We start from the raw sequence: 23,508 nt of genomic DNA, 5'->3' as shown, positions 1-23,508 counted from the left end.
CACTTCTGGACTGGTTGTTGCCGTGACTGAGACCTCTTTGCCGATTTGCGTTGCTGCGCTGTATCGCTTTACGCCGTTTGAAAACTTTGCCGAATTGCGCGGCCCGTTGCAGGCGGCGTGTGATGCAAACGGCGTGCAGGGCACCCTGCTGCTGGCGCGTGAAGGCATTAACGGTACCATTGCGGGCACGGATGCAGGCATTGCGGCGGTGCTGGAGCATATCCGCGCCCTGCCCGGCTGTGCGGAAATTGAGGTCAAGTTCTCCCGCGCGCCCAGTATGCCGTTTTTGCGCATGAAGGTGCGACTGAAGAAAGAGATTGTGACCATGGGTGTGCCGGGGCTCGACCCGCGTTCTGACGTGGGCCATTACGTGCCCGCCGAGGAATGGAACGCGCTGCTGGAAGACCCGGACACCATTCTGATTGATACCCGCAACGACTATGAAGTGGCCGCCGGCACTTTTAAGGGCGCGATTGACCCGAAGACCAAGACCTTCCGGGAGTTCCCGGAGTGGTTCCGGGCGCACCGGGAAGAGCTGATTGCCGAAGGGCGCACGCCGCGCATTGCCATGTTCTGCACGGGCGGGATCCGGTGTGAAAAAGCCACCGCGTTTGTGAAAGCGGAAGGGCTGGACGAGGTTTACCACTTACAGGGTGGCATTCTGAAATATCTGGAAAACATTCCCGAAGAAAAAAGCCTGTGGCGTGGCGAATGTTTTGTATTTGACCAGCGCGTGACGGTGAAGCACGGGCTGGAACCGGGATCACTCGACCAGTGCCATGCCTGCCGCATGCCGTTGACGGCGGAAGAAATGGCCTCCTCCGAATATGAGCATGGGGTGAGTTGCCCGCATTGCTACAGCGAACGCGATGAAAAACAGCGCGCCCGTTATGCTGAGCGCGAACGGCAGGCGCAACTGGCGGCGGAACGCGGGGAAGTGCATCTGGGCGCGCATATGGATGAAATCCGTGAGCGCAAGCGCCGGGAGCGGGAAGAAGAAATCCGTCGGCAGAATGAGAAGCGGCAGCACGCCGCGCAGTAAAACCGTCAGATCCGGGCGAGGAAATCTGGAGCGAAGCGTGGCAGGGGTGTGGCGTCAGTCAGGGCTGTGAAGGCCCCTGCTGCGGCGTCGACCTGATCGTCATGTCCGCCGCCGGGGAAGGCGGCGAGTTCTTCCAGAAAATTTGGGGTCCAGGGGGCGCGGACGGCGAGGACGTTGCCCGCGTTGACCTGGGCTGCGAACGGGGCGGCGCGGGTGGCTTTATCGCCCGTCTCCCGCACGGTTTTGACCTGATAGCCCGCGAGGCGGCCTGTCAGATATCGGGCTTGTGCGACGCCGGCCTGACCGGGGTCCTGCGGCAGGATGATGCGGGTTGCGGGGCCGTCCTGCGCGGCGGTGGCGAGGAGTGTTGCTTCTACCTGAGCGGGGTCTCCGCGCAGGCGGGTGACATCCAGCACGCAGAACCGGCCATCTGGCAGGCGGGAGAGTTTGACGCCCACCGTCCAGTCCGCATTGCGGCCCGTGCTGTGGCGGGTGGCGGCAAGGTCCCACCGGCGGACGGTCTGGCCGCCTGCGGGGGCGGCGGATTGGACGCTGATCATGCCCGTCTGGAACAGGGTGCCTTCCGCCGGGACGGGGGATTGCTGGTAGAGTGCGCCCCATTCCCGCGCGCCAATGGCGAGGCGGATGCGGGCGAGTTCCGGCTCCGGGAATGCCTGCGGCCAGAGGGCTGTGCCGGGGGCGCGGTCGAGTGGATCGGCCTCTTCCGCCAGAGCGGGGAGACGGAGGATGTCCCATGCCTCACCGGTGCCGGACTGCATCTCATCCAGCAGGCGGCCTGCGAGGTCATCGGGGGACCAGCGCGTCATCACCAGCACAATGGCCCCGCCCGGCATGAGGCGGGTGCGCAGGACGGCGCGATACCAGTCCCACACGGCGGCGCGGCGGGCGGGGCTTTCGGCTTCCTGACGGTCCTTGACGGGATCATCCACAATGGCGAGGTGTGCGCCCTTCCCTGTCAGGCCGCCACCGATGCCCATGCTGGCGTAGAGGCCGCCTTGTGCTGTGTGCCAGGCATCCTTCGCGCTGCTGTCTGCGGCGAGTGTGACGGTGGGGAACAGAGAGTTGAAACGGCGGGAGGCGACGAGATTGCGGACATCCCGCCCAAAATCCTGCGCTAGAGAGGCCCCGTAGGAGGCGCATACAACCTGTTTGTTCGGGTTGCGGCCCAGATACCATGCCGGAAAACGCTTGCTGGTTAGCTCAGATTTTCCATGCCGGGGTGGCATGAAGACCATGAGACGGGTGATGGCCCCGCGTTCCACGGCATCCAGTTTGTCACACAACAGGTGATGATGCGCGCCGGCCTGATAATCCGGCATGGTGTAGCGCGTGAAATCCAGAAGCCCCTCTCTGGCCGCAACCCGCCGGGCGAGTTCAGTCCGGGCGGCCTGCTGCGCCTGTTTGCGCAAGTGTGTTGAGTTCATCATCCGAAAACTCTTCGACGCTGCGGCGGACAACCGCATTCATGGACAGGCCCGCCAGCTTGGGGTGCAGGTAGGGGGCGGCCACTTTGGCAGCGTCAAACTGGCGGTCTGTTATGGTCTCGTCCCCCTGCATGACGCGGGTGAAAATATCCAGCGGGGTAATGGGCGCGGATTTTCTGGGGCGTCTTTTGGGAGGCGTTGGTTTTTCCGGCATGGATTTTCAGAAAAAATGCAGCGCGCGGGGGGAGCGGGGTTCGGGGCGGTATGGAGGCAGATGGAGCGCACCGGTGCAGGAAGCGGATGCGTGAAAGCTGCTTATTTTTCCGCGAGGTCTTGCAGCAAAGCGGGATGTGGCGGCGTCTTCCTGCTGGCGGTGGCGGAGTTCTGCGCTGAGCGTGGTGACGATGCAGTCTGTGAGATTTGCGCCAAACTGGCCGCGCCGGGTGAGCCCGTGGGTGGACGCACGCAGGACCGGGCGGCAGCGGATGCGGGTGCCATCCGGGCAACCTACCTGCAGGGCTTCCGCCCAGGGCACCGGGATATCGGCCCGGTGGCAGTTTTCTGACTGCGGGAGGATGGGGCAGAACACCAGAGCGGCCCCTTGGCGCGCCGCCAGAACCCACCATGTTGCGGCGGAACAGAAGACGGCACCCGCGCGCACGCCTGTAGCCGGGGATGGACCCGCCATGAGGACTCCTGAGACTTTACTGCCGGGGGTTTTGAAAAACCCTCTCTGGCAGGACTTTTGTGATGATGCCCAAGGGATAGGAGTGACCACGCGCGCCGACAAGGCGTGCGGAATGCAGGATTTCTGGCCTGAATGAACTTCCGCCCCGCTTGCGTGTTTGAAGGGAGAGGCTCCGGCACATCTCTGTGGCCGTGTGCCTGACGAACAGGGATGGGCACACTCATGACACGTACACGCCGTTATCTTCTGGGGGTAGGAGTTGCCTTGCTCCTTGTGGGGGCTGGGACATACAGGTTTGTGCTGCGGCCGGAATATGCCCTGCTCCCTGTTGCTGCCGGAACGGGGCCGCACCCCAAACTGCCACCGCCGCATGCCACAGTTGTGCCGACGGTTAATATTGCCCGCCCGGTTGGCTGGAAAGACGGGGAAATGCCCCATGCCTCCGGTGGGCTGAGCATAAAGGCCTTTGCAAAAGGGCTGGACCACCCGCGCTGGCTGTATGCCTTGCCGAACGGGGATGTGCTTGTGGCGGAAACCAATTCCCCCGACACGGAAAACAAGTCCTTTAAAACCCGCATTGCCGGGGCCATTCAGGGGCTTGCGGGGGCGAATGTGCCCAGCCCGAACCGTATTATCCTGCTGCGGGATGCCGATAAAGATGGGGTTGCGGAGGAGCAGAGCGTGTTTCTGGACCACCTGCACTCGCCCTTTGGCATGGCGCTGATTGAGAACACGCTTTATGTGGCGAATGCTGATTCCATCTGGCGTTTTCCGTATCAGAGTGGAGAGAAATCCATTACCGCAGCGGGGGAAAAGGTGGTGGACCTGCCCTCTGGCTATAACCACCACTGGACCAAGAATATTCTGGCAAGCCCTGATGGGCAGTCCCTTTACGTGACCATAGGCTCCAACAGCAACGTGGCGGAAAATGGTTTGCAGGCTGAGGAAGGCCGGGCGCGGATTGACAAACTTGATTTAAAAACCGGCACGTTGACGCCGTTTGCCACCGGCTTGCGCAACCCCAACGGGTTGGCGTGGGAACCACAAACCGGCGCGCTGTGGGTTGCGGTGAATGAGCGGGATGAAATTGGCAGTGATCTGGTGCCTGATTACCTGACCTCCGTAAAGGAAGGGGCGTTTTATGGCTGGCCCTTCAGCTATTATGGCGGGCATGTGGATACGCGGGTAACCCCGCAAAACCCCGAGCGGGTGGCGGCTGCTATTGCGCCTGATTATGCGCTTGGTCCGCATACAGCCAGTCTTGGTCTGGTTTTTGGCGCAGACAGCAGCCTTCCTGCAGGGTGGCGAAACGGGGCGTTTATTGCCCAGCATGGGTCTTGGAACCGCAGGCCGAAGAGCGGGTATAAGGTGATATTTGTGCCGTTCCTGAATGGTCGCCCGTCCGGTGTGCCGGTGGACGTGCTGACAGGCTTTTTGACGCCGAATAAGAACCGTGCCCATGGGCGGCCTGTGGGGCTGGCGCTGGACCAGACGGGGGCCTTGCTGGTGGCGGATGATGTGGGGAATGTGATCTGGCGGGTTTCTGACGCGCAGGTGGAAAAAACGCTTCCCGGCAAATGAGGGAACCCGTTCCCGCAGGTTTACGGTAGGCTGGTGCGGTGTTTTGCTAAAGAGTGCGTAAAAAAGGGGCTGACCGGGTGTTCTGGTCAGCCCCTTTTTTTGTGAAAAATTCCTGCTTATTCAGGCAGAAATGCCGTCATACAGGCCAACGCCGGAGAGGCGGGAGAGGGTCTGACGGTAGGCCTCAACGGCGGGCGGATAGACGATGCCGCGAATAAGCGAGAGGCTGTGCAGGTGGGCGAACAGGTGAATATCATCTGTGGAGAGCGTGCCGTTGACCGCTTCCGGGCTGCGGATGAGCGGGGCCAGCATTTTCAGCATGGTATTCAGATTGCCGATTTCACCATCACTGTCTTTCAGAATTTCAAAGAACGGGCCGGTGGAGGCTTCCTTTTTTGTCAGGAAGTAGGCGCGGGCTGCGGTGGTCGCAAATTCCGGCAGCGGGGCGCAGGCGGCACGCGGCAGGAACAGGCGGTAGAGCGTGCTGCTGGTCGCACTGATCCATTCCGTAATGGCGGGGTTGGGCGTGCCGGTGAGGATGGGGGTGCCCTGCTGGTCGATATGGGTGACGATATCCATGCTTTCCGGCATGAAGTGGCCGTCTTCCTCTAAAATGGGGAGGGATTTGCGGCCGACCATGCCGATGGGCGTGGCTTCATCATCATTCAGCAGGATGATGCGTTCAAAGGGGAGGTTTTTCAGACCGAAAATCATCTCTGCTTTTACGCAGAACGGGCAGTGGTCATAGATGTAGAGTTTCCGGGTCATGCTACTCTGCTCCATACGGATACGGTGGGCCTTCCCCCTGCCCTGTTCTGAAACACCCCTGTGCGTCAAGCCTGTTCTGTGCGGGCGGCAGGCTCCCGGATGGTATTCTTTGTGCTGCGGGCGGCTTTGGCGGCCTTACGGGCAGCGTCCTCCCGCGCGGCAAGCTGTTCGAGCAATAACGCGCACTGGGCTGCAATTTTGCGCTGTGAGGAGCTGGCCGAGATGGTGGGGAACAGGGCCTCGCCCATGGCGCGGAATGAGAGTTCATCCACCAGCATCATCCGCAGGCGTTGATGTGCGCACAGGCCCAGAGCCTCTCTGGCTTCCGTGATTCGCGCCATGGCACGGGCGCGGACCAGTTGCCAGGAGACGGCATCATGCCGGGTGAGCGTGCTGGGGCGGTGCTGCTCGGAAAATTCCACGTAGTCACAATAGCCAAATACGTAATCCCGATACCAGCGCTCGGCGGCATCGGCGGCGGGCTGGGTGATGTCACCCGCTTGCAGCAGAGATTGCACGGTGCGCAAAACACGAGTGGGCGCTGTGCCGACAAATTCCGAGCGGGCGCGGCGTTCTGGCGTGGGGCCATTTTCTGAGAAAGTATTTGGTGTGGAAGCGTGATTTCTGGTTTTCAGTTTTGCCATGTGAGGGCCTTTGAGGGATGCGTCAGGATACAGGGAAGCGTGCCAGGGTTATGCGGCGGCGTGTGGGGTTGGGGTGTGTGACGTGGAGTGTGACACGGGATGTGAGGTGGGAAAGCTGGTGGTGTGTGACGGGGCTGTGGTGTGGTTTGTGATGGGGTGCGGGGCGGATGTGGGCGTGCCGATGGTGGGAGCCAGGTGAGACGTGCCAGTGGTGGGAGCCGCTTGAGCCGTGCCGCTGGTGGGGGCCGGGTGAGAAGTGAGTGTGCGGGCTGGGGCGAGCATGGTCAGACTCCTTCCAGATCGGGCACGGCGGCCCATGCAGTCATGCGTTTGGCGTGCGGTGTAGGGGCCGGGCCTGCCGGAGTGGTGGCGTTGGGCGCGGGGGTGGACTGACTGGTGGCTTCGGGCTGGGCAGCGTCGGTTTGCGCGGCTTCGGCCTCTGCGGCGAGGCGGTGGCGGATGGTGGCTTCCAGCCAGGAGACGGGTTCGGCGGGGTTGAAGGCCTCGCATTCGGCCAGCACGGCCAGAAGGGTGGCGGCATCATCGGCGAGCATTTTCAGCCATTTGCCCAGCAGCGCACGGGCGGAGCGGTCTGGTCTGCCGGTGACCCGTTTTAAAAACAACAGCCCTGTGTTGAATAAATGCGTGCGCGCATCACTGTCCGGCCCGAACGCAGTGAGGGAGGACTCTGCTTCTGACTCTGCCTCTGCTTCTTGGTGTTTAAGGGGCTGGGATGCGGGGGTGGTTAAGCCCTCCCCTGCCCCTTCCGGCGGCAGTTGGGGTGCGGATTTGAGCTGGGGATTGCCGCCCGTGCGGCCCCAGTGTGAACCGAGGTCCGACGCGGCTTTATCCCGCAACAGGCGGCGGCAGAAAACCGCGCCCTCTGGTGTGGTGCTATACACCCCGGCCTCGCGCAGTTCGGCCATCAGGCGCTGGATCTGGCGGTCTGACACGCCCAGCATTTGCGCAAGCTGGCGCGTATGCAGCGGGCGGTGGTTGACGCACAGGTGGCCGTACGGTTCGGCCTCGTGCATCAGGCACAGCAGGCGCATCCACAGACCTTGTGCGGCGAGTGAGCACAGGCGCAAAGCGGGGTCGCGCTCGTAATCCTGCCACCAGAATTTGGACCAGCGGCGCTTGCTCATACCATGTCCCTCCAGCGCTCCAAACCGCGCCAGATGGCCTGCGTGGCGACGGGGTGGCCGGTGGGGAGAGGTTCCGGATCACGCAGGGGTTCGTGCCACTCCTCATCCTGCGCGTACTGGGCCGGGGTTTCGGACCGGGCCTGCTCATACCGCAGGAGAGCCTGCCGCACGCCTTCCATACAGCGGCCTGTCTGCCGACCGATCTGACGCAGGGATTTGCCGGCGCGACGCAGGGTGACCATCTGCTCCAGCAGGGCGGCATCCGTTTTGGGGCGGGCGGCGGCGTGGAGGGCGGTGTCGGCGCTGCGTGCAGGGGACGTAGAAGACGAATCGAGGGATTTGTCACATTTTTGAGCTGAAATACGCTGCGGGGATGCAGGGCGGCCAGACGGAACGGCAATGGGGGGACGCGGGGGGATGGCGTGGGCTGCGGCAGAAGGGCCTGCATGAGCAGGTTTGCGGGGCAGGCTCTGGGGAGCCTTGATCCGGCTGACGTGAGACGTGCCGGGGGTGCGCACCAGAGTGGCGGCAGAAAACCTGCCAGAAAGTTGGGTTGAAATGGAGTGGGCGGGAGTCTGTGAGGCCGACATAGGCACTCTTCCTTTGAATGGAGGCGATCAAAACGGCCTCATCACACCGGTGAGGCTTAAGGGGGACGGTAGGGTGACCAGTCACAAGAGGTCAAGGGGATATTGAAGTGATATATCCCATTTGATCTTTAAGGGACGACGTGGGATAGTTCCCCCTATGGATCGCTCACATGTTGCCAGAGAACTGGAACGCCGGATGTCCCTGCTGGGGCTGACGCAAAAAGCACTGTCCCGTAATGCGGGGGTTGGTGACACCTATGTGCGCGATATTCTGAAAGGAAAATCGCGCAATCCCGGGGGCGAAAAGCTGGAGCGCGTTGCCTCCATTCTGGGCTGCACGGCGCGGGATCTGCTGTTCCCCGCTGGTGGGCAGACCGTGGCGCGGGAGGCGCGCTCTGCCTACATTGCGGCCCCGGATCAGCCGGAAATTACGGTGGAACGGAACCCGCCGGGGTATGTGGCTGTGCCCTATATCTCGCTACGGGCAGGCATGGGCGGCTGCGGTTATGTGGAAGACCGGCTGCTGGGACGCCCCAAGTTTTTTGAAGAAGATTTTGTGCGCGGCGCGCTGCGGGCCTCCCCCTCTGACCTGAGGGTGATTGAGGTGGAAGGCCAGTCCATGGAACCGATGCTTCAGAACGGAGACATGGTGCTGGTGGACACGCGCAAGACATCCATTATCGAACCGGGCATTTTTGTGCTGTTTGATGGAGATGGCGTGGTGTGTAAATGGGCCGAGCGGGCGCATGAGGCCTCGGAACCGATGGTGCGCATCAAGTCCGAAAACCCGCGTTTTTCCCCTTATGAGGTCCCCGCCGAGCTGGTGCAGATTATCGGCCGGGTGGTGTGGTTTGCGCGGCGGCTGTAACGGTCGCCGCTTAATGCGCCCAAACTGACACGCTCAGAGCAAGAATGCTGCACTCTGCAATACTGTAATGAGTGCACAGAATTGCCATATTCGCTTTGAAACCAAGAAAAAATATCGTTTCAAGCGTGATATAACACAATACATCCAAATTATGAGACACAATCTGACGCTATTTCTGCGGGATATAGCCGAAGTATAGCCTCTGCACGCGTTTTGTATCTTTTTCGATACAAACAATTACAGCGTGTTCCCTTTAGATTCATTAAAAAATCATAATTTGAATAACTATGATCGATTGATATGCATAGTGAAAGAATAAATTCTAAGAAAAACTTAACAAAAGAAGGGTGCACGCATTGGGTGCTTCTTATACCGCGACTTATATCTGGACTGGCGCCGGAGACGGAACGAGCTGGGCGGATACTAAAAACTGGACTTACTATGATTCCAACGGAAACCCCGCGACGTACCCCCTAACCTGGGTTAATGGCCAGCAGGTTGCTCTGCCGCCTGGCACGAGCAGCACATGGGCTCCGGTGGCCTTTCCGTCCAACGCTACGGTTGATCTGGGTGGCCAGACCTATGGCGGTGTTAGCAACATGACGGTGGACAGCGGCGCTGCGGTGACGCTGGAGAACGGCACACTGAACGCCAACGGACTGACCGTTGCGAACACGGGAACGCTGACACTCAGCGGTCCGAGCACGACGCTGAATGCGCCCTCTTCCGCCACGATCAATGGCACGCTGGGCATTGCTGATGGAGCAACCGTCAGCCTGAATGGCAGCGTGCCCGGAACTGTGGTGTTTGGTGAAACACCGGACAACACCCACAATACGCTGGTGCTGAACAATCCCTCCCTGACTGTGGGCAGCGTGCAGAACTTTACCCCTGCTGACAGCATTGTGGTGGAAAAATCTGGTTATCCGCATGTCCGGTGGATTCAGCAGGGCAGCAGCAACACCTACACACTGGCGGCGTATGACGGCAACTGGACGCAGAACGCCATTGCCAGCAGCGTTTCCTTTGCCCCAAAGAAAAATGCCGATGGCACGACCGCCACTGATGCCAATGGGAATACGGTTTATTATTCCCCGCAGGATCTGAGTCCTGCTGCGACGTCTGCGGGCACCATCGACGGTAACCATGGTGATTCTCAGCATACAGGCGCGACCTACTACCAGAATGCCGGGCTGACCTATAACAGCACCGCGCAAACGGCCACGGTGACGTGCTTCCTTGCCGGGTCTTTGATCCGCACCGCAAAAGGCGATGTGGCTGTTGAAGATGTGGGGGTGGGCGATCTGGTTCTGACTGTGACGACGGGCCAGGATGTGTATCAGCCCGTTATCTGGGCCGGGTATCAGACCGCGACGGTGCGTGCCGGCGTGCCGGATGATGAAGCGGGCTATCCCGTGCGGATCCGGGCCGGGGCCATTGCCGATGGCGTGCCGTATGAAGACCTGCTGATTACGCCGGAACATTGTCTGTTTCTGAACGGTCGCTTTGTGCCTGTTCGGATGCTGGTCAATGGCAGCAGCATTTTTTATGATCGCAGCCTGACGCAGTACACCTATTACCATGTGGAAACCGCGCAGCATGCTGTGATTATGGCCAATGGGATGCTGACGGAAAGCTATCTGGATACCGGCAACCGGGGCAGCTTTGCACAGGCCGGCAAAGTGGCGACTTTGGGCGCTGGTCCGCGTACCTGGGCCCAGCATGCCGCCGTCCCGCTGGCCGTGACGCGCGATGAAGTGAAACCTCTGTTCCGTGCGCTGGCAGAACGGGCTGCACAGTCATCTGGCGTGTGTGGTGAAGGGCTTATGCCCAGCCCGGAACTGACGCATGATGCGGACCTGCATCTGGAAACAGTGTGTGGGAAGACAATCCGTAAAATCCGCAAGCAGGACGGCATGGCGTCCTTCATGCTTCCGGCGGGTGTCACGCAGGTGCGTCTTGTCTCCCGCGCCAGCCGACCCTGTGATGTGGAAGGGCCGTTTGTGGATGACCGCCGGATGCTGGGGGTTCTGATCGGTGGCGTTGTGATGCAGGAAGGCAATCTTCCTCCACGCAGCATCACGCAGCCTACGCAGAACAGCACCCTGCCCGGCTGGCACGCGGCCGAACCTAACGGCGCGCGCTGGACGGATGGTTATGCACTGCTGGAGGTGCCGAGCACGCTGCCGCATGCGGTGCGGATAGTGACAGTGAAGATTCTGTCTGCCGGACCCTATCTGTGTGAGGACACAGCCGTTTCACGGTATCGTGTCAGCAACTGAGCCACGTCACACGAACATTATAAAAAACCGGAAGGAGCGTTGGCTCTCCTTCCGGTTTTTTTAGCTAAGCTCTTTTATTTCTCAGACTGAACGGACGGACAGAACACCCGCCTGTTCCGGCATGCTGCCAGAAGGGCCACAGGCCAGAATCTGCAGGGTCAGAATACTGCACTGATCCCCGACGTGCAGTGGCAGCGGCAGAATGGCACTCCCGGTTGTCCAGCGGCAGGGGAGATTTTCCTGAACACTCCAGCCGTCCGCGTCCACAGTGGTCAGATGGCTGGTAATCTCGATATTTTTCTTTACGCTCTGAAGAGAGATGCTCCCCACGAGCACACCGAGATGGCGGTGGTCATTCACAAACGGACCGGGACCATCACACGGACGCCTTGTGCGCGAGAGGATACGCACAGATTTCACGCCCGGTGGAATCATGAACAGATATTTATCGCCTTTAACACGCATTGTCCGAATGACCTGCCCTTTTGAAGTAACAAGGCGGAGGTCGGGATCATCCCTCAAAGCAACATCGCTCACCGTGAACGGAACGCCGCGCGCCAGAGCCCGGGCCTGAAGCGTGACAAAAAGCGATTCAGCAGTGGCGCTGGCAACCGGGCCGGGGGCTTTTGCATCTTTCTTCTCGCTTTTAACATGTCCGTGGATTTTGATAACTTTGCTATCCTGAATGAATTTATTCCGATTTCCGGTATCCAGATAGCTTTCTGTCAGTGCGCCATCGGCCCGGATAACGGCGTGCTGAGGCGTTTCAACATGATAGTACGTGTACGAAGAGAGTCTGCGGTCAAAGAAGATGGACCGGCCATTCACCAGCATGCGAACGGGAATAAATGCCCCATCAAAGAACAGACAATGATCACCAGTAATCAGCATATCCTTGTACGGCACCCCATCGGCAATAGCATCCTTGATGATGCGAACAGGATAACCGGCTTCATCATCAGGGAGGCCGTTACGCACGGTGACATGCTGGCGACCCGCCCAGATAACCGGGCGGTTGACGGGGCTTTCCTCGACATAAGTCATGATCTGGTCGCCTCTTTTGAGACTTTCAACCGGCACATCACCCTCCGGGGTTTCGATCATGCTGCCAGCAAGGAAACAGCCGAAGGTAATATTCGTGGGCGTGCTGCCATTGTACGCAACAATCGTCGTGGTGGAACGGAAATCATCCGGAGTATAAGACGTTCCATCAGCTTTTTTTGCAAAAGAGACAGACGAAATCAGCATATCGCCTGCACTGCCTTTCAGGCTATAAGAATCGTTACTGTTTTTTGTCCAGATTACGCTTGTATCCGAGGTATTACCGACAAAATCTATCTCATCATCAGGAGACAGATTGGTCACACTGGTGGGTGTGACGCTGGTGCTATCCAGCTGAAGAGTATTGGGAACAGTAGATGTTGTTGATCCAAACACAATGTTTGAGGTTACACTTCTGGCAATAAGCGTGCCGCCACCCTGAATGGTAATCGTGCCGCCGCTGATGCTGGTGTTTCCAGTGACGGTGATGCCATCAATAATCGTGTTGCTTTTTGCCGTGATGGCGCCGGTAACTGTTACCGTGCCTGAACCGGAAAGGGTAACGGGATGACGGCCTGCTATGGCCAGACCGTTAATAAAATTATCGGAAGCCCCTCCCGCCCCTTGCACTGCGCCTGACACAGTAATCGCATTCCTGGAGGAATCCAGTGTAACCATAGCTTTAGATGCATCACTATTTGCGATGACATCTTTCCATGTGACGCTGGCTGCCGTGAGTGCTGAAGTCGCCATAAGCAGGACCTCTCTCAACAAATATGTCTGTTTGGAAATAAAAAACCGTGATTCTGAGTAGCACCCAACCCCTGACGACATAAGGCACGAAAATGCTAAGTGATCTTGCACCAGTGCTAAGGTGAGCTTGATTTTTAAGAATAGATAGAATCTGTAAGAGGCGCCGTCAGCCGGTCTGTGAACTCCGGAACTGTCTACATGGAATCATAATGCCTCATGCTTTGAGGACTGAACGACCATCAGAAATTCATATTCCAACAATACAAGAACGCGCTCCGCGAGACCTGACAGATTTGCCTGCCTGTACCGGTCTTTTTCAGGAAACACTCTGATCACCAGAAAAGATACCAAAAGGCACCCGTAAAATGCTCTCCGTTCTGGCCCCCACTTCCGACCTGACAGACCGTGAGTTTTTTTTGCTCTTCTGTCATTTTGGTACTCTTTCCAAAGCTGCTAAATTTCTGGATACGCATCCTTCAAAAATTTCACGCGCTATCAAATGCCTTGAGCACAAACTGGGCACACAGCTGATCAAGCGGGATGGGAAGAGACTGATCCTGACCCGGGAAGGAATACTCTACAGAGATTCCATATCTAAAGCATTTTATGAGATTCTTTCTCAGGAATATATTCTAAAAAAGAAAGTTGCTAAAAAAACTTTTAAAATATTTTTCCATAATATGCCTGGACTTCTTTTTATGGATAATGTCCTGAATGACTGCATCAGGAAGTTTCCCAGAATTTCATTTGATTATGACATTGCACCGTATCTTGCTCCTGATCATCTGGAAGATGACTGTCTTTTTATTGGGAACGGACGAAGTTCTTTCATTTCCGAGGATACAATTCGCAAAAATATTTTTTCGGACCCATTGCTGATTGGCTCCAGCATAACCAACCCGGAAATCGAGAAAGGTCGTATTTACGACATTGCTGATTTATACGACAAAAAAATTATCAATAGCTCATCTTACATTATTCAGTATTTTGATGAGTCTGGACTTCCACATGATGCAAAATTTAGCAACATCGCCCTTAGTGTTGGGCAATCTGTAGATTCTATAAAATTTGGTGTGAAAAATAACTGCCTCTTCATGACATGCCGCTACAGCTTTGAGCATACCGACCTTGCCGACCAGATTATGCAGGTTCCTGTAAAAGAAAAAATAGATCTCTATTATATTGACATGTTTTACAATAAGAACACCCGGAATAATCCGGAAAGCAAAATGGTGATTGATTACCTGTACCGGGAAGCCAAAGTGTTTTTTTCCAACCTGCAAAAAACACTTAACAGCTGACAGAACACACTCTTTGACTGCACCTGTTTCTGGTCAGGCTTACAGAGGTGGCTCCTGCTGATGCTATGAGTGAGTGTTGCTGATGCCCCCATCCTGCCCTGTTACGCCTCCTGCACATCATACGTCTGCCGGACCTGTCTGGATGCCATTGCCGGGGAGTGCGGCGTTTCTGCGTCAGCAGGCGGAGCTGGACGGCGCGACGCTGGTGCAGGTTGCGGCGTGCCTCCGTCAGACAGTGCGGGAGATTATGCCCCTGATCGATACGCTCTATTTTAAAGCGGCTCCGCTGGCCGTGCTGGAGTGCTGCGCCACGCTGGAGGCTCTGGCGCAGGAAGTGGATCAGGATGATGTGCAGACTGTCGCGGAGCGAATGCTGGAGCAGGTCCGGGCTCTGTGAGGCTGGTGGCTGGTGGCTGGTGGCTGGTGGAAAGGTAAGACGGCATCCACCGAAACAGCGTGATAATAAAAGATATAATAACCGTTATTCAGGCCGGGGTGTGATTCTGTTGCTTTTCTGCAACAAGAAAGCGTCCCTTTATTGCGACTCTCTTTTTGTAATGGATTTGAAATAAATTTAAGGCAGTCTGAAGAAGAACGGTTCCGAATTGACGGATCAGCCTGATGTGGAAGCACGGATAATCCCATGAGAGTCAGACGTCGTTTTTCCCTTCTTGTTACTACAGTTTGCACCGTTGCCCCCTGCCTTGCCGCAGAGGCCGCCACCCCGGGCACGGAAAAAACCACAACAGCGCGCCACCATGTTACAGCGCATTCCGGCACGCCCCATGCAAAACCGGCAGCAGCGGGGGCAATGCCTGCGGCGGCGGTTTCAACGGCTCCGGCGGCACGCAGGGCTCCAAAAAAAAGCGGTCCGGTTTATGCGGGTGAGGCCGAAACGATTAACGTAACGACCGGCACACATTCCACAAACCGTAAGGCCAGACAAAGCACGTCTCCGGTTACGGTCGTCTCCGCTGCCACGCTGCGTCGCTCGGGTATGATGAACGTGGCCGATGCGTTGACCCGCACCTATGCGTCCATCAATGTGCAGGCCATGGGCGCGGATTCCGCCGCCCTGACCTCCTCCATTCAGATGCGCGGACTTGGGCCGAATGAAGTGCTGGTGCTGGTAGATGGCAAACGCCGCCATAACACCGCCAACATTACGGCCGATGCCGGGCCGCAGTTTGGTTCCACCGGTGCGGACCTGAACACCATTCCTGCAAGTGCTATTGACCATATTGAAGTTCTGGAGGATGGCGCTGCAGCCATGTATGGCTCGGACGCTATTGCCGGGGTGGTGAATATCATCACCAAAAAGCAGGACCACGGGCTGCATATGTCCGCGCAGACCGGGGCCAATGCCTATAATGGTGATGGTTGACAGTATCAGCTGAACGCCGATGGCGGGCTGAAGCTGGGCCAGGATGGCTATATGCATATCAGTGCGCAGATGTACCACACCGACCATATGGTCGTGGGGGCGCATGACCATCGCTTGCTGGGAAGCTGGCCCACCAATGCCACCACTACCGGTTATTATAATGGCCTGGTGCCGGGTGCGATGAACGTGCCGAGCGATTCCAACAAAATCATGAGCACGCCGGAAGAAACGCGCGAGAGCCTTGCCATTGATTTTGGAAAAAAGATTACAGACGGCATCAACTTTTACGGGCTGATTACCTACATGCACCGGCATGGGGAAGCGTATGAAAACTATCGTACGCCCAACATTGCGCCCAGCATGTATCCGTCCGGGTTCTCGCCGCTGGAAACATCGGAAGAAAATGATTACGCGGCCACTCTGGGTCTGAAAGGCGATAACTTCTTTGGTTTTGACTGGGACCTGAGCACGACTTACGGCGCAGATGGCAACAAGATTGGTAACAAGAACACCGCCAATACCGGAATGCTGGCCAGCACCTGTTCGACCGACCCCAGCTCTGCCTATTTTTCCACGGATGGTTGTGGCTGGTCCCCCAACACCACGCGGGCTGAAACCTACCGCATGGCGCAATGGACCAACAATCTGGACTTCCGCCGTAACTTCAACATTGCCCATCTGGTGCCGGTAACGCTGGCCTTTGGCGGTGAGCACCGTCTGGAAACCTATGAGATCAAGGCAGGCACCCCGCCCTCTTACGAACTGGGAGGAACGCAGGGTTATGCGGGCCTTGGCCCCAATAGTGCGGGTAACTGGAGCCGCGATATCTGGGCCGCGTATGTAGACGGAGACTTCCACCCGCTGAAGCACTGGGATCTGGATTTTGCAGGCCGGTTCGAACATTATACGGACGTGGGCAATACGGTGAACGGCAAGGTGTCATCACGCTACGACATCAATCGCTTTATTTCCGTGCGTGGGACCATCAGCACCGGGTTCCGTGCGCCGACACTGGCGGAACAGCATTACAGCGCCATGAATGTGAGCCCGACGGGGGCGTCCGGCCTGCTGCCTGTCAGCTCCACAGCGGCGCAGGTTCTGGGTGCCAGCCCGCTGAAGCCTGAACGCTCCGTGAGTGAGAGCGGCGGCATTGTGCTGGAGCCTGTGCGGGGCTTCCATGTGGAAGCGGACGTCTATCAGATCAACCTGCGGGACCGTATTGTGGGCGGGGGCACCGTGAAAGGTGATGCGGCCATCAACGCGATTGAGACCATGGGGTATTCTCTGCCGCTGAACAGCATCAACGCGCAGGATGTCTCAGCCTATTACATGACCAACGGGGCCAGCACCCGCACGCAGGGTCTGGACATTAAGGCTGACTATACGTTCCACTTTGAAAAAGCCGGGAACCTGACTTTGAGCATGGCGCTGGACCTGAACCGCACCCGCCTGCACCATAACGGCACGGACCGGAACGGTAATGCGCTGCTGAATGCGCAGAATATTGGCTACATCACCACGGCCTACCCGCGCAGCAAGATTATCCTGAACGCGTTTTATGCCTACCGGAACTGGGACTTTAACGTGCGCCAGACCCGGTATGGTGAGACAACCAGCATGCTGACCTATTATGACTGGACGGACAAGACGCTGCCCTGCGCCAGCGGCGGCAAACTGGCCTACTCCAACTCCTGCTTTGCGCAGTTCAAGAATTCACCGCGCTGGCTGACGGATATTGAAATTGGCTATCGCTTTAACCCCCACTGGCATATGGCCGTGGGCGTCAACAACCTGCTGAACGTGCGTCCGCGCCGCGTGCCGCAGATTAACAACTCTCGCGGGGCGCAGATTTATGATCAGTTCTCCCTGCAGGTGCCCATTACCGGGGGCTATTACTATGGCCGACTGGATGCAAATTTCTGACGGAAGGATTTGACGGGTTGGGAAGCGCGGGGTTTTTAGCCCCGCGTTTTTCCTATGGGCTTAACCGGCTTTTTCCGGGTTAAGCAGCGATTTGCACTGCACATATGTCTCTTTGTGCCGGAAGACGAACAGCAGGTAATAATCCAGCGCGCGGCTGCGGCGTTTGGAGGTGTGGGTGTAGAACGGGAAGACATCAAACGGGCCGTCATACCCCGGTGGGATGGGATCCTGCTCCAGAATGGTTTTGACGCGGAACAGCGGGATATAAATATGCGTGGCCCCGGCATTGCGGCGCACGTGCCACAGGTTCTTACGGAACTTCTTCAGCCGGTCGGGCAGAATGAAGATCATGTTCTCTTCAATAAAGCTTTCGTCCGGGGTGCTGTTGCGCAGGTAGCGCATGTCATCGGGCATATCACAGAAAAAATTGTAGCCCTGAATAATCATGATGGTCTTTCTGGCTGGTCTTTCCGGGAGGCGTGGCCGCGTGAGTTAGCGCAGGCCGCCATAGGGGTCATCGTGCACGTCCTCTGCTTTGCGGCCGCGCTTGCGATGCCTGAGATAAAGCACGAGGCCGAGCGGCACAATCAGCAGGGTGCTGTAATGGCTCAAGTTTGGCCATTTTGAGCTATGCAGCAGGATATCCGTGGCCTGCCCGGCAAAATAGATCCCGCCACCCAATGTGCCCGCAGCCAGCAGCAGGCTGAACACACCGATGGCGATTTTCTGCACGATGCTGTTTTCGGGCATGGAGCCCCTCCCCTGTGGTTTTGCCGGCTGGACGGATGCGGGCAGCCTATCACGGCTGGTGTGGGGGCGTCACGGTTGGGGGCATACAGAATGGGACGGTGGCGCAACGGAGCGGGAAGACCGGCGTTAGAGGCAGGCTGGCCCTGTTGTGTGAAATGGCAGTAGGGTGGGGCAACGGCACAGGCCGACCAGAGGACTATGAGGAACCAGATGCACAGCACGGAAACAGGCGCACAGGCCACAGCACGACAGACGCGGACTGAGCGCGCTGAACAGACAGCGCGGCGTGGGCTGCGGCGCGGCGCAACGGGTAGTCTGCTGGCACTTGGGCTGGCTGGTGTGCTGGCGGGGTGTGCGGGGCAGACGGCATCGCAGCCGGTGGCGACCTCTGGCAAGCCGGACGGAATTTATCAGGCTTCTGGCAATGAACCCTCCTGGAACATGACGCTGGCGCAGAACATGCTGACGCTGGAAACGCCGGACGGGCCGCGTATGGCCGGACCGGTTTTGCATGCGCATGCGGAAGGCGGGAACCGCACCTATGAGGCGAAAGCGATGCAGGTGGAGATTACCGCCAAAGCCTGCTCTGACAGCATGAGCGGCCAGAGTTATGCTGACACGGTGCGGATTGTGACACAGGGACGCACCCTGACCGGCTGTGGCGGTGCCTCACTTGCCCCCACCAGCCTGAACGGCACGCGCTGGGTGGTGACGGCACTGGACGGGCACCGGCTGGCCGATGGCAGCAAGCCGCCTTCTGACACCGACCGCACCACGGATGAGCCGGGCCTGAAGGCCGGGGCTCCGGACATGGCGCCCACGCTGGATATTAATGACAGCGGCAAGATTTCCGGCTCTGACGGATGCAACCGCTATGTGGGCGGACTGGAATTTGGCAAGGATGGACGCGTCAAGGCCTCAGCGCAGGGTGGCATCAGCACCATGATGGCCTGCCCCGGCCGACAGGATACGATAGCCCGGCAGTTCTCCGCCCTGACCCGTGCGGTGACGCACTGGCGGACGGACGGGAACGCGCTGGTGTTAGAGACGGGTGATAAGAAAACTATGCGGTTGCGGCAGGTTTTTTAAAGAACTCAGGCCCCGCTTCGGGCCGCCATGGCGGCGGCGCGGGCGGCGGCTTTTTCTTCTTCGGTCCAGATTTTGCGTTCGCGGACTTTCTGCGGCTTGATCTGTTTGACCGGGCCACCACCGAGGACGGGGGCGCGTTTGGTGGAGGTGCGGGCCTCTTCCGAATGCCAGGCGTGGTCTGTGTGGACCGTCAGGGTGCGGCCAATTTCACGTTCGACATCATGCAGCCAGGCGCGCTGCTCGGCATCGCACAGGGTAATGGCGTAGCCGCTGCGCCCTGCCCGGCCTGTGCGGCCAATGCGGTGGACGTAGCTTTCCGGCAGGCTGGGCAGGTCATGATTGAAAACATGCGTTACGGTATCAACATCAATGCCGCGGGCCGCGATGTCGGTTGCGACCAGAACCTGTGCGGTGCCGGCGCGGAAGGCGTCCAGAGCGCGTTCCCGCTGGCCCTGTGACTTGTTGCCGTGCAGGGCTTCTGCCGAAATACCGGCCTCGGTGATGAAGGCGCAGACCTCGTTGGCGATGTTCTTTTGCAGAGTGAAGACCACGGCCTGCCCCATACCGGGTGTGCGCAGCAGCTCCAGCAGGGCCTCTTTCTTGTGGGCTGCGTCCATGAACATGACGGACTGCTCAATGCGGTCCACCGTGGTGGAAGGCGGCGCGATTTCGACATTGGCCGGGTTTTGCAGCAGGCTTTCCGCCAGCGCTGCAATGGATTTCGGCATTGTGGCGGAGAGCAGGATGGTGTGGCGCTCTTTGGGCAGGGTGGCGACAATGCGTTCGATGGGTTTTGCAAAGCCCATATCGAGCATCTGGTCGGCTTCATCCAGCACCAGTGCTTCAAGCTGCGAGAGGTCACATTCGCCCTGCGTGACCAGATCCAGCAGGCGGCCGGGGGCTGCGACGATGACATCCACGCCGTTTTTCAACGCATTGATCTGATGCATCGGGCTGACGCCACCGAAGATGGTGGTGACGGTGAACGGCAGATGCCGCCCGAAATTTTCAAACCCATCGGCAATCTGAGAGACCAGTTCCCGCGTGGGGGCCAGAACCAGCACGCGCGCGCCACGTTTGGGGGCCGGACGCGGGTTTTGTGCCATGCGGTGCAGCAGCGGCAGCACGAAAGAGGCGGTTTTACCGGTGCCGGTCTGCGCCATGCCGAGCAGATCCCGCCCTTCCAGCAGGAAGGGAATGGACTGGGCCTGAATGGGCGTGGGGGTGGTGTAGCCTGTCTCGGCTAGGGCGTCCTGCAGGGGCTGCGCCAGGGGGAGATCGGCAAATGTGATGGATGGGGACATAGCAGGCAGCGCCTCCGGCGCTCAATAAGGCTGCGCCGGGTAGGGCATCGCGTGTTTGGAACGGGGGCTTTTTACGGGTGGGGGGAACGGGCGTCAACACGCGGCTGGCAAAGAGTGCCCCCATGCAGCACAGAGACGGCCCCCGCCTCTCCTTTGCGCTGATTGCCGCAACGGCTGCCATTGGTCTGGTGATCCTATGGCTGGCCCGGCTGGGGCTGCCGGTGAGCCTGAAACTTATAAATTGTTTCATGCTGGGGATGCTTGTGTTTTGCTACGGTCTTTCATGGCTCTACTGGCGGCAGGAGCAAACGCGGGGGTGAGATGAAGAAGCAGGTTTTCCTGCTGTGTGCAGGTGTGTTCCTGATGACCTCTGCAAAGGGGCTTTCTGACCCGGTGCAGTGGGACCTGTTTGACCCGCAGCATCAGTTTACGCTGTCTGCCGGGTCCGCCTGTGCGGATGGGGAGAAGGCGGTCCTGCTGCACTCCGCCACAGCCAGCCCGAAGCAGTTTGCGGTGATGCGGACGGCGCTTTCAACAGACGGTTTACAGAACAAGGTGTTGCGCCTGCGTGCGGAGCTGAGCGTGCAGGATGTGCAGGCAGGTGCCGGTCTGTGGGTAACGCTTTATGATGGCACAAAGCAGATTGCGTTTAGAAACACGCAAAAGGACATGGTGCGTGGGCACGGTGTGACCCGCGTTCAGGAAATGACGCTGTGGGTTCCGCCGCAGGCCACACGGGCTGTTTATGGTGTGCTGCTGCTTGGGCCGGGGACAGTGAGTGCTTGCGGGGTGCATATGGGGCCTGCCATGCCTGCTCGGGATCTGAATACTGATCAGTCCGTTGCTGTGCAGACCATGATGTTTGCGATAAACGCCATCCGCACACAGGCGCTGCATAGTTCTTTGATTGACTGGGAGAGCCGCACGCCGCCTTTGCTGGAGTTAGCCAGAGACGGCTCGACTGATGATCTTTATGCCGAGATACGGCATCTGCTTGCTGACCTGCATGATGGGCACAGTTTTGTAATGCCGCCGGATATGGCGCGCCGGATGGCCGCGCAGCCTGAGCAGATGCCGGTCTTTACGAAAATAGGCTCTGATATTGGGCGCATTGCGCTCCCCTCTTTGACGTCTCATTCTGCCGCGGGAATGAAAGAGTTTTCCCTCGCAGGGCAGCAGATTTTTACGCAGGCGGCTGCTATGCGGGGGTGGATTGTGGACCTGCGCCACGACAGAGGCGGGAATATGTGGCCGATGGTGCAGGCCTTGAGACCGTTGCTCGGTAGTGGTGATCTGGGCTTTTTTGAAGATAGCTCGGGCAAACGCTCTGCCCCGTGGCGCGCTGTGGTACAAGGCGTGGTTCAACAGAACGATGGACCGGATTTGTCCCGCGTGCCGGTGGCGGTGCTGCTTGGCCCGCAAACCGCCAGCGCGGGGGAAGCGGTGGCGATTGCGCTAAAGGGGCGGCCTAACACACGGTTTTTTGGGACCGCCACGCATGGTCAGACCAGTGGGAACAAGAGCTTTACCCTGCCCGATGGGGGGATGCTGGCAGTGGCCGCAGAGTTTGAACTGGACCGGACGGGCAAACGCTATGAAGGGCCGGTGCAGCCGGATGGGATGGAGGCTGATCCTGATGGGGCCGAGCGGGCGGCGGAAGCGTGGTTGCGGCAGGGGTTTTAGGACGGTCCGGCAAGAGGGCGTTGCATTAACGCGTGCTTTTTAAAGTGCGGGCCGGGTTGCCTGCGACCGTGACACCTGCGGGCACGTTGCGCGTGACGACGCTGCCTGCGCCGATGATGGCGTTATCTCCAATTGTGATACCCGGCAGGATAATGGCCCCGCCACCGATCCAGACAGTCTCACCGATGGTGACGGGACGGCCGGACTCAAGAAGCTGACGGCGTAAGGCTGGGTCTCGCGGGTGGTCCGCTGCAAGAATTTGCACGCCGGGACCAATTTGTGTGCCGTGGCCGATATGGACAGGTGCGACATCCAGAATGACACAGCCAAAATTCAGAAAGACGTTATCACCCAGGAAAATATTAAAACCATAATCACAATGGAACGGTGCCCGCACCGAGACATTGTCCCCCACCGCGCCAAGCTGTTGCCGCAGGGCCTGCGTGCGCTCTGCCTCTGGGGCGGTGCTGGTGGCGTTGTATTCGGCCAGCCATGCGGCGCACCGGGCCATGTCCTGCACCAGCTCCGGGTCACTCGCGCGATAGAGCTCGCCTGCCAGCATTTTCTGTTTTTCGGTCATGGGGAAATCATGTCAGATCATGCAGGGCTTTGCCAAGGGGAGCGCCAAGAGACCACTCTGAAAACTGCACCTTGAGGCCTGCACGCTCCGGGGTGCAGCACATGGGGCCGACCAGATAAGACGCCGCCTGTGGAAACGGTGCCAGACGCACAAGCGGCCAGAGTTTGCCATCTGCCGACACCTGAAGACGCAGGACTCCCCTGGAGACGGTTGCCCGCATCCAGAAATCTTTTGGGTCGCCTTCATAAGGAGCGGTAGCCCAGTCCGAACAGGTGTTTGTCAGGACGCTGCTGAGCATGGCGCGGCCATCTGACAGTTCGATCCCGGCTTTGACCCAGCGGCTTTCATCAACACGGACCATGATGCCAGCCTGATCGTACAATTGTTCATACTCTGCACGAATGCGAAGCTGAGCCGTGAAGCTTTCCGGTGCCGGCATGCCGTAAAAATGGCCGCTGTCACGCGTAAAGCCATAAAACGTCTCGCGCCAGAAATCCGATCCTTCATCTGTTATCATCTCCAGCGTTTTTGGCGTGAGGGTGCTTTGGTGCGGCTTGTTCAGCCAGATGCCATGCTGCCACGGAGTGTGCTTTTCGTTTCCTTTGCTCATGGTTGCACCTGCCCTCTTTTATCCGCTGCATGGTTTC

The 23,508-nt window shown here is 58.6% G+C and carries 23 protein-coding genes and 1 pseudogene; 10 read left to right on the top strand and 14 right to left on the bottom strand.

The window, feature by feature from the left end; all coding sequences use genetic code 11:
• Positions 1 to 22 precede the first annotated feature (22 nt).
• Positions 23 to 1,042, top strand: a complete 1,020-nt coding sequence (gene trhO, locus AD930_RS13965; RefSeq protein ID WP_373320524.1) for an oxygen-dependent tRNA uridine(34) hydroxylase TrhO — start codon at positions 23 to 25, stop codon at positions 1,040 to 1,042.
• Positions 1,043 to 1,047: 5 nt separating this feature from the next.
• Here the strand turns inward: trhO and terL are convergent, their stop codons facing one another.
• From terL to AD930_RS13950, 3 genes are read right to left on the bottom strand one after another with little or no spacing between them, the layout of a single operon-like run.
• Positions 1,048 to 2,490, bottom strand: a complete 1,443-nt coding sequence (terL, locus tag AD930_RS13960; protein WP_061506704.1) for a phage terminase large subunit — start codon at positions 2,488 to 2,490, stop codon at positions 1,048 to 1,050.
• Positions 2,438 to 2,701: a hypothetical protein gene (locus AD930_RS13955; RefSeq protein ID WP_231866865.1), complete on the bottom strand. Its 264-nt coding sequence runs from the start codon at positions 2,699 to 2,701 to the stop codon at positions 2,438 to 2,440. Before AD930_RS13955 ends, terL begins: the two co-directional genes overlap by 53 nt.
• Before the next feature lie 6 nt (positions 2,702 to 2,707).
• Positions 2,708 to 3,175, bottom strand: coding sequence for a hypothetical protein (locus AD930_RS13950; RefSeq protein WP_061506703.1), 468 nt, complete (start codon positions 3,173 to 3,175; stop codon positions 2,708 to 2,710).
• Between the two features lie 222 nt (positions 3,176 to 3,397).
• Here AD930_RS13950 and AD930_RS13945 point away from each other — a divergent pair, with 222 nt between their 5' ends.
• Positions 3,398 to 4,756 carry a PQQ-dependent sugar dehydrogenase gene (locus AD930_RS13945; RefSeq protein ID WP_061506702.1) on the top strand — a complete coding sequence of 453 codons (1,359 nt, stop codon included), beginning with the start codon at positions 3,398 to 3,400 and terminating at the stop codon, positions 4,754 to 4,756.
• 120 nt (positions 4,757 to 4,876) lie between these two features.
• Here the strand turns inward: AD930_RS13945 and grxB are convergent, their stop codons facing one another.
• The 5 genes from grxB to AD930_RS13925 form a co-directional block, all read right to left on the bottom strand.
• A complete protein-coding gene (gene grxB, locus AD930_RS13940; RefSeq protein ID WP_061506772.1) occupies positions 4,877 to 5,524 on the bottom strand; it encodes a glutaredoxin 2 in 648 nt (215 codons plus the stop codon).
• A gap of 65 nt (positions 5,525 to 5,589) precedes the next feature.
• The gene (locus AD930_RS13935) at positions 5,590 to 6,168 is read right to left on the bottom strand and encodes a hypothetical protein (RefSeq protein ID WP_061506701.1); all 579 of its coding nucleotides are present in this window, start codon (positions 6,166 to 6,168) and stop codon (positions 5,590 to 5,592) included.
• Positions 6,169 to 6,216: 48 nt separating this feature from the next.
• Positions 6,217 to 6,450, bottom strand: coding sequence for a hypothetical protein (locus tag AD930_RS17965; RefSeq protein WP_156477110.1), 234 nt, complete (start codon positions 6,448 to 6,450; stop codon positions 6,217 to 6,219).
• 2 nt (positions 6,451 to 6,452) lie between these two features.
• Entirely contained in the window at positions 6,453 to 7,313 is an 861-nt protein-coding gene (locus AD930_RS13930) for a hypothetical protein (protein ID WP_061506700.1), read from the bottom strand.
• On the bottom strand, positions 7,310 to 7,903 hold the full coding sequence (locus AD930_RS13925) for a hypothetical protein (RefSeq protein WP_061506699.1): 594 nt from the start codon (positions 7,901 to 7,903) through the stop codon (positions 7,310 to 7,312). The genes AD930_RS13930 and AD930_RS13925 overlap by 4 nt, the downstream gene beginning before the upstream one ends.
• Before the next feature lie 157 nt (positions 7,904 to 8,060).
• Between AD930_RS13925 and AD930_RS13920 the strand changes: the two genes are divergently transcribed.
• Together AD930_RS13920 and AD930_RS13915 are read left to right on the top strand one after the other, a co-directional pair.
• Entirely contained in the window at positions 8,061 to 8,771 is a 711-nt protein-coding gene (locus tag AD930_RS13920; protein WP_061506698.1) for a LexA family transcriptional regulator, read from the top strand.
• A gap of 356 nt (positions 8,772 to 9,127) precedes the next feature.
• Positions 9,128 to 11,053, top strand: coding sequence for a Hint domain-containing protein (locus AD930_RS13915; RefSeq protein ID WP_061506697.1), 1,926 nt, complete (start codon positions 9,128 to 9,130; stop codon positions 11,051 to 11,053).
• An 81-nt stretch (positions 11,054 to 11,134) separates the two neighbouring features.
• On the opposite strand, the gene AD930_RS13910 is transcribed toward AD930_RS13915, so the two are convergent.
• On the bottom strand, positions 11,135 to 12,847 hold the full coding sequence (locus tag AD930_RS13910; protein WP_167375196.1) for a Hint domain-containing protein: 1,713 nt from the start codon (positions 12,845 to 12,847) through the stop codon (positions 11,135 to 11,137).
• Between the two features lie 365 nt (positions 12,848 to 13,212).
• Here AD930_RS13910 and AD930_RS13905 point away from each other — a divergent pair, with 365 nt between their 5' ends.
• The 3 genes and pseudogenes from AD930_RS13905 (at position 13,213) to AD930_RS13895 (ending at position 17,455) form a co-directional block, all read left to right on the top strand.
• On the top strand, positions 13,213 to 14,148 hold the full coding sequence (locus AD930_RS13905; RefSeq protein WP_043551687.1) for a helix-turn-helix domain-containing protein: 936 nt from the start codon (positions 13,213 to 13,215) through the stop codon (positions 14,146 to 14,148).
• 82 nt (positions 14,149 to 14,230) lie between these two features.
• Positions 14,231 to 14,545 carry a hypothetical protein gene (locus tag AD930_RS13900; protein WP_156477108.1) on the top strand — a complete coding sequence of 105 codons (315 nt, stop codon included), beginning with the start codon at positions 14,231 to 14,233 and terminating at the stop codon, positions 14,543 to 14,545.
• A 246-nt stretch (positions 14,546 to 14,791) separates the two neighbouring features.
• Positions 14,792 to 17,455 (top strand): annotated as a pseudogene (locus AD930_RS13895) (TonB-dependent receptor plug domain-containing protein).
• Between the two features lie 60 nt (positions 17,456 to 17,515).
• Here AD930_RS13895 and AD930_RS13890 read toward each other — a convergent pair.
• Together AD930_RS13890 and AD930_RS13885 are read right to left on the bottom strand one after the other, a co-directional pair.
• Positions 17,516 to 17,902, bottom strand: coding sequence for a hypothetical protein (locus AD930_RS13890; RefSeq protein WP_043551682.1), 387 nt, complete (start codon positions 17,900 to 17,902; stop codon positions 17,516 to 17,518).
• 45 nt (positions 17,903 to 17,947) lie between these two features.
• Positions 17,948 to 18,205: a hypothetical protein gene (locus AD930_RS13885; RefSeq protein WP_061506694.1), complete on the bottom strand. Its 258-nt coding sequence runs from the start codon at positions 18,203 to 18,205 to the stop codon at positions 17,948 to 17,950.
• A gap of 210 nt (positions 18,206 to 18,415) precedes the next feature.
• On the opposite strand from AD930_RS13885, the gene AD930_RS13880 reads away from it, so the two are divergent.
• Positions 18,416 to 19,294 carry an META domain-containing protein gene (locus AD930_RS13880; RefSeq protein ID WP_082781900.1) on the top strand — a complete coding sequence of 293 codons (879 nt, stop codon included), beginning with the start codon at positions 18,416 to 18,418 and terminating at the stop codon, positions 19,292 to 19,294.
• 5 nt (positions 19,295 to 19,299) lie between these two features.
• Here AD930_RS13880 and AD930_RS13875 read toward each other — a convergent pair whose 3' ends face one another.
• The gene (locus AD930_RS13875) at positions 19,300 to 20,598 is read right to left on the bottom strand and encodes a DEAD/DEAH box helicase (protein ID WP_043551678.1); all 1,299 of its coding nucleotides are present in this window, start codon (positions 20,596 to 20,598) and stop codon (positions 19,300 to 19,302) included.
• Positions 20,599 to 20,720: 122 nt separating this feature from the next.
• Here AD930_RS13875 and AD930_RS13870 point away from each other — a divergent pair, with 122 nt between their 5' ends.
• Both AD930_RS13870 and AD930_RS13865 read left to right on the top strand, forming a co-directional pair.
• A complete protein-coding gene (locus AD930_RS13870) occupies positions 20,721 to 20,918 on the top strand; it encodes a hypothetical protein (protein WP_061506693.1) in 198 nt (65 codons plus the stop codon).
• A gap of 1 nt (position 20,919) precedes the next feature.
• Positions 20,920 to 22,281, top strand: coding sequence for a S41 family peptidase (locus tag AD930_RS13865; RefSeq protein ID WP_061506692.1), 1,362 nt, complete (start codon positions 20,920 to 20,922; stop codon positions 22,279 to 22,281).
• A 25-nt stretch (positions 22,282 to 22,306) separates the two neighbouring features.
• Here the strand turns inward: AD930_RS13865 and AD930_RS13860 are convergent, their stop codons facing one another.
• Positions 22,307 to 22,861, bottom strand: a complete 555-nt coding sequence (locus tag AD930_RS13860) for a sugar O-acetyltransferase (RefSeq protein ID WP_061506691.1) — start codon at positions 22,859 to 22,861, stop codon at positions 22,307 to 22,309.
• A 7-nt stretch (positions 22,862 to 22,868) separates the two neighbouring features.
• Positions 22,869 to 23,471 (bottom strand): DUF1349 domain-containing protein, encoded by a 603-nt coding sequence (locus AD930_RS13855; RefSeq protein ID WP_061506690.1) that lies wholly within the window; start codon positions 23,469 to 23,471, stop codon positions 22,869 to 22,871.
• Positions 23,472 to 23,508 lie beyond the last annotated feature (37 nt).

Origin of the sequence: Acetobacter malorum, from assembly GCF_001580615.1 — a bacterium.
Classification (GTDB): domain Bacteria; phylum Pseudomonadota; class Alphaproteobacteria; order Acetobacterales; family Acetobacteraceae; genus Acetobacter; species Acetobacter malorum.
Note: the sequence above shows the minus strand (reverse complement) of the source record. Positions and strands in the feature narration are given on the sequence as shown.

Bases quoted from the DNA above. Each gene is read 5' to 3' on its own strand.
- terL (WP_061506704.1), bottom strand. From the start codon at position 2,490: ATGATGAACTCAACACACTTGCGCAAACAGGCGCAGCAGGCCGCCCGG.
- AD930_RS13955 (WP_231866865.1), bottom strand. From the start codon at position 2,701: ATGCCGGAAAAACCAACGCCTCCCAAAAGACGCCCCAGAAAATCCGCG.
- AD930_RS13950 (WP_061506703.1), bottom strand. From the start codon at position 3,175: ATGGCGGGTCCATCCCCGGCTACAGGCGTGCGCGCGGGTGCCGTCTTC.
- AD930_RS13945 (WP_061506702.1), top strand. From the start codon at position 3,398: ATGACACGTACACGCCGTTATCTTCTGGGGGTAGGAGTTGCCTTGCTC.
- grxB (WP_061506772.1), bottom strand. From the start codon at position 5,524: ATGACCCGGAAACTCTACATCTATGACCACTGCCCGTTCTGCGTAAAA.
- AD930_RS13935 (WP_061506701.1), bottom strand. From the start codon at position 6,168: ATGGCAAAACTGAAAACCAGAAATCACGCTTCCACACCAAATACTTTC.
- AD930_RS17965 (WP_156477110.1), bottom strand. From the start codon at position 6,450: ATGCTCGCCCCAGCCCGCACACTCACTTCTCACCCGGCCCCCACCAGC.
- AD930_RS13930 (WP_061506700.1), bottom strand. From the start codon at position 7,313: ATGAGCAAGCGCCGCTGGTCCAAATTCTGGTGGCAGGATTACGAGCGC.
- AD930_RS13925 (WP_061506699.1), bottom strand. From the start codon at position 7,903: ATGTCGGCCTCACAGACTCCCGCCCACTCCATTTCAACCCAACTTTCT.
- AD930_RS13920 (WP_061506698.1), top strand. From the start codon at position 8,061: ATGGATCGCTCACATGTTGCCAGAGAACTGGAACGCCGGATGTCCCTG.
- AD930_RS13910 (WP_167375196.1), bottom strand. From the start codon at position 12,847: ATGGCGACTTCAGCACTCACGGCAGCCAGCGTCACATGGAAAGATGTC.
- AD930_RS13905 (WP_043551687.1), top strand. From the start codon at position 13,213: ATGCTCTCCGTTCTGGCCCCCACTTCCGACCTGACAGACCGTGAGTTT.
- AD930_RS13900 (WP_156477108.1), top strand. From the start codon at position 14,231: ATGCCCCCATCCTGCCCTGTTACGCCTCCTGCACATCATACGTCTGCC.
- AD930_RS13890 (WP_043551682.1), bottom strand. From the start codon at position 17,902: ATGATTATTCAGGGCTACAATTTTTTCTGTGATATGCCCGATGACATG.
- AD930_RS13885 (WP_061506694.1), bottom strand. From the start codon at position 18,205: ATGCCCGAAAACAGCATCGTGCAGAAAATCGCCATCGGTGTGTTCAGC.
- AD930_RS13880 (WP_082781900.1), top strand. From the start codon at position 18,416: ATGCACAGCACGGAAACAGGCGCACAGGCCACAGCACGACAGACGCGG.
- AD930_RS13875 (WP_043551678.1), bottom strand. From the start codon at position 20,598: ATGTCCCCATCCATCACATTTGCCGATCTCCCCCTGGCGCAGCCCCTG.
- AD930_RS13870 (WP_061506693.1), top strand. From the start codon at position 20,721: ATGCAGCACAGAGACGGCCCCCGCCTCTCCTTTGCGCTGATTGCCGCA.
- AD930_RS13865 (WP_061506692.1), top strand. From the start codon at position 20,920: ATGAAGAAGCAGGTTTTCCTGCTGTGTGCAGGTGTGTTCCTGATGACC.
- AD930_RS13860 (WP_061506691.1), bottom strand. From the start codon at position 22,861: ATGACCGAAAAACAGAAAATGCTGGCAGGCGAGCTCTATCGCGCGAGT.
- AD930_RS13855 (WP_061506690.1), bottom strand. From the start codon at position 23,471: ATGAGCAAAGGAAACGAAAAGCACACTCCGTGGCAGCATGGCATCTGG.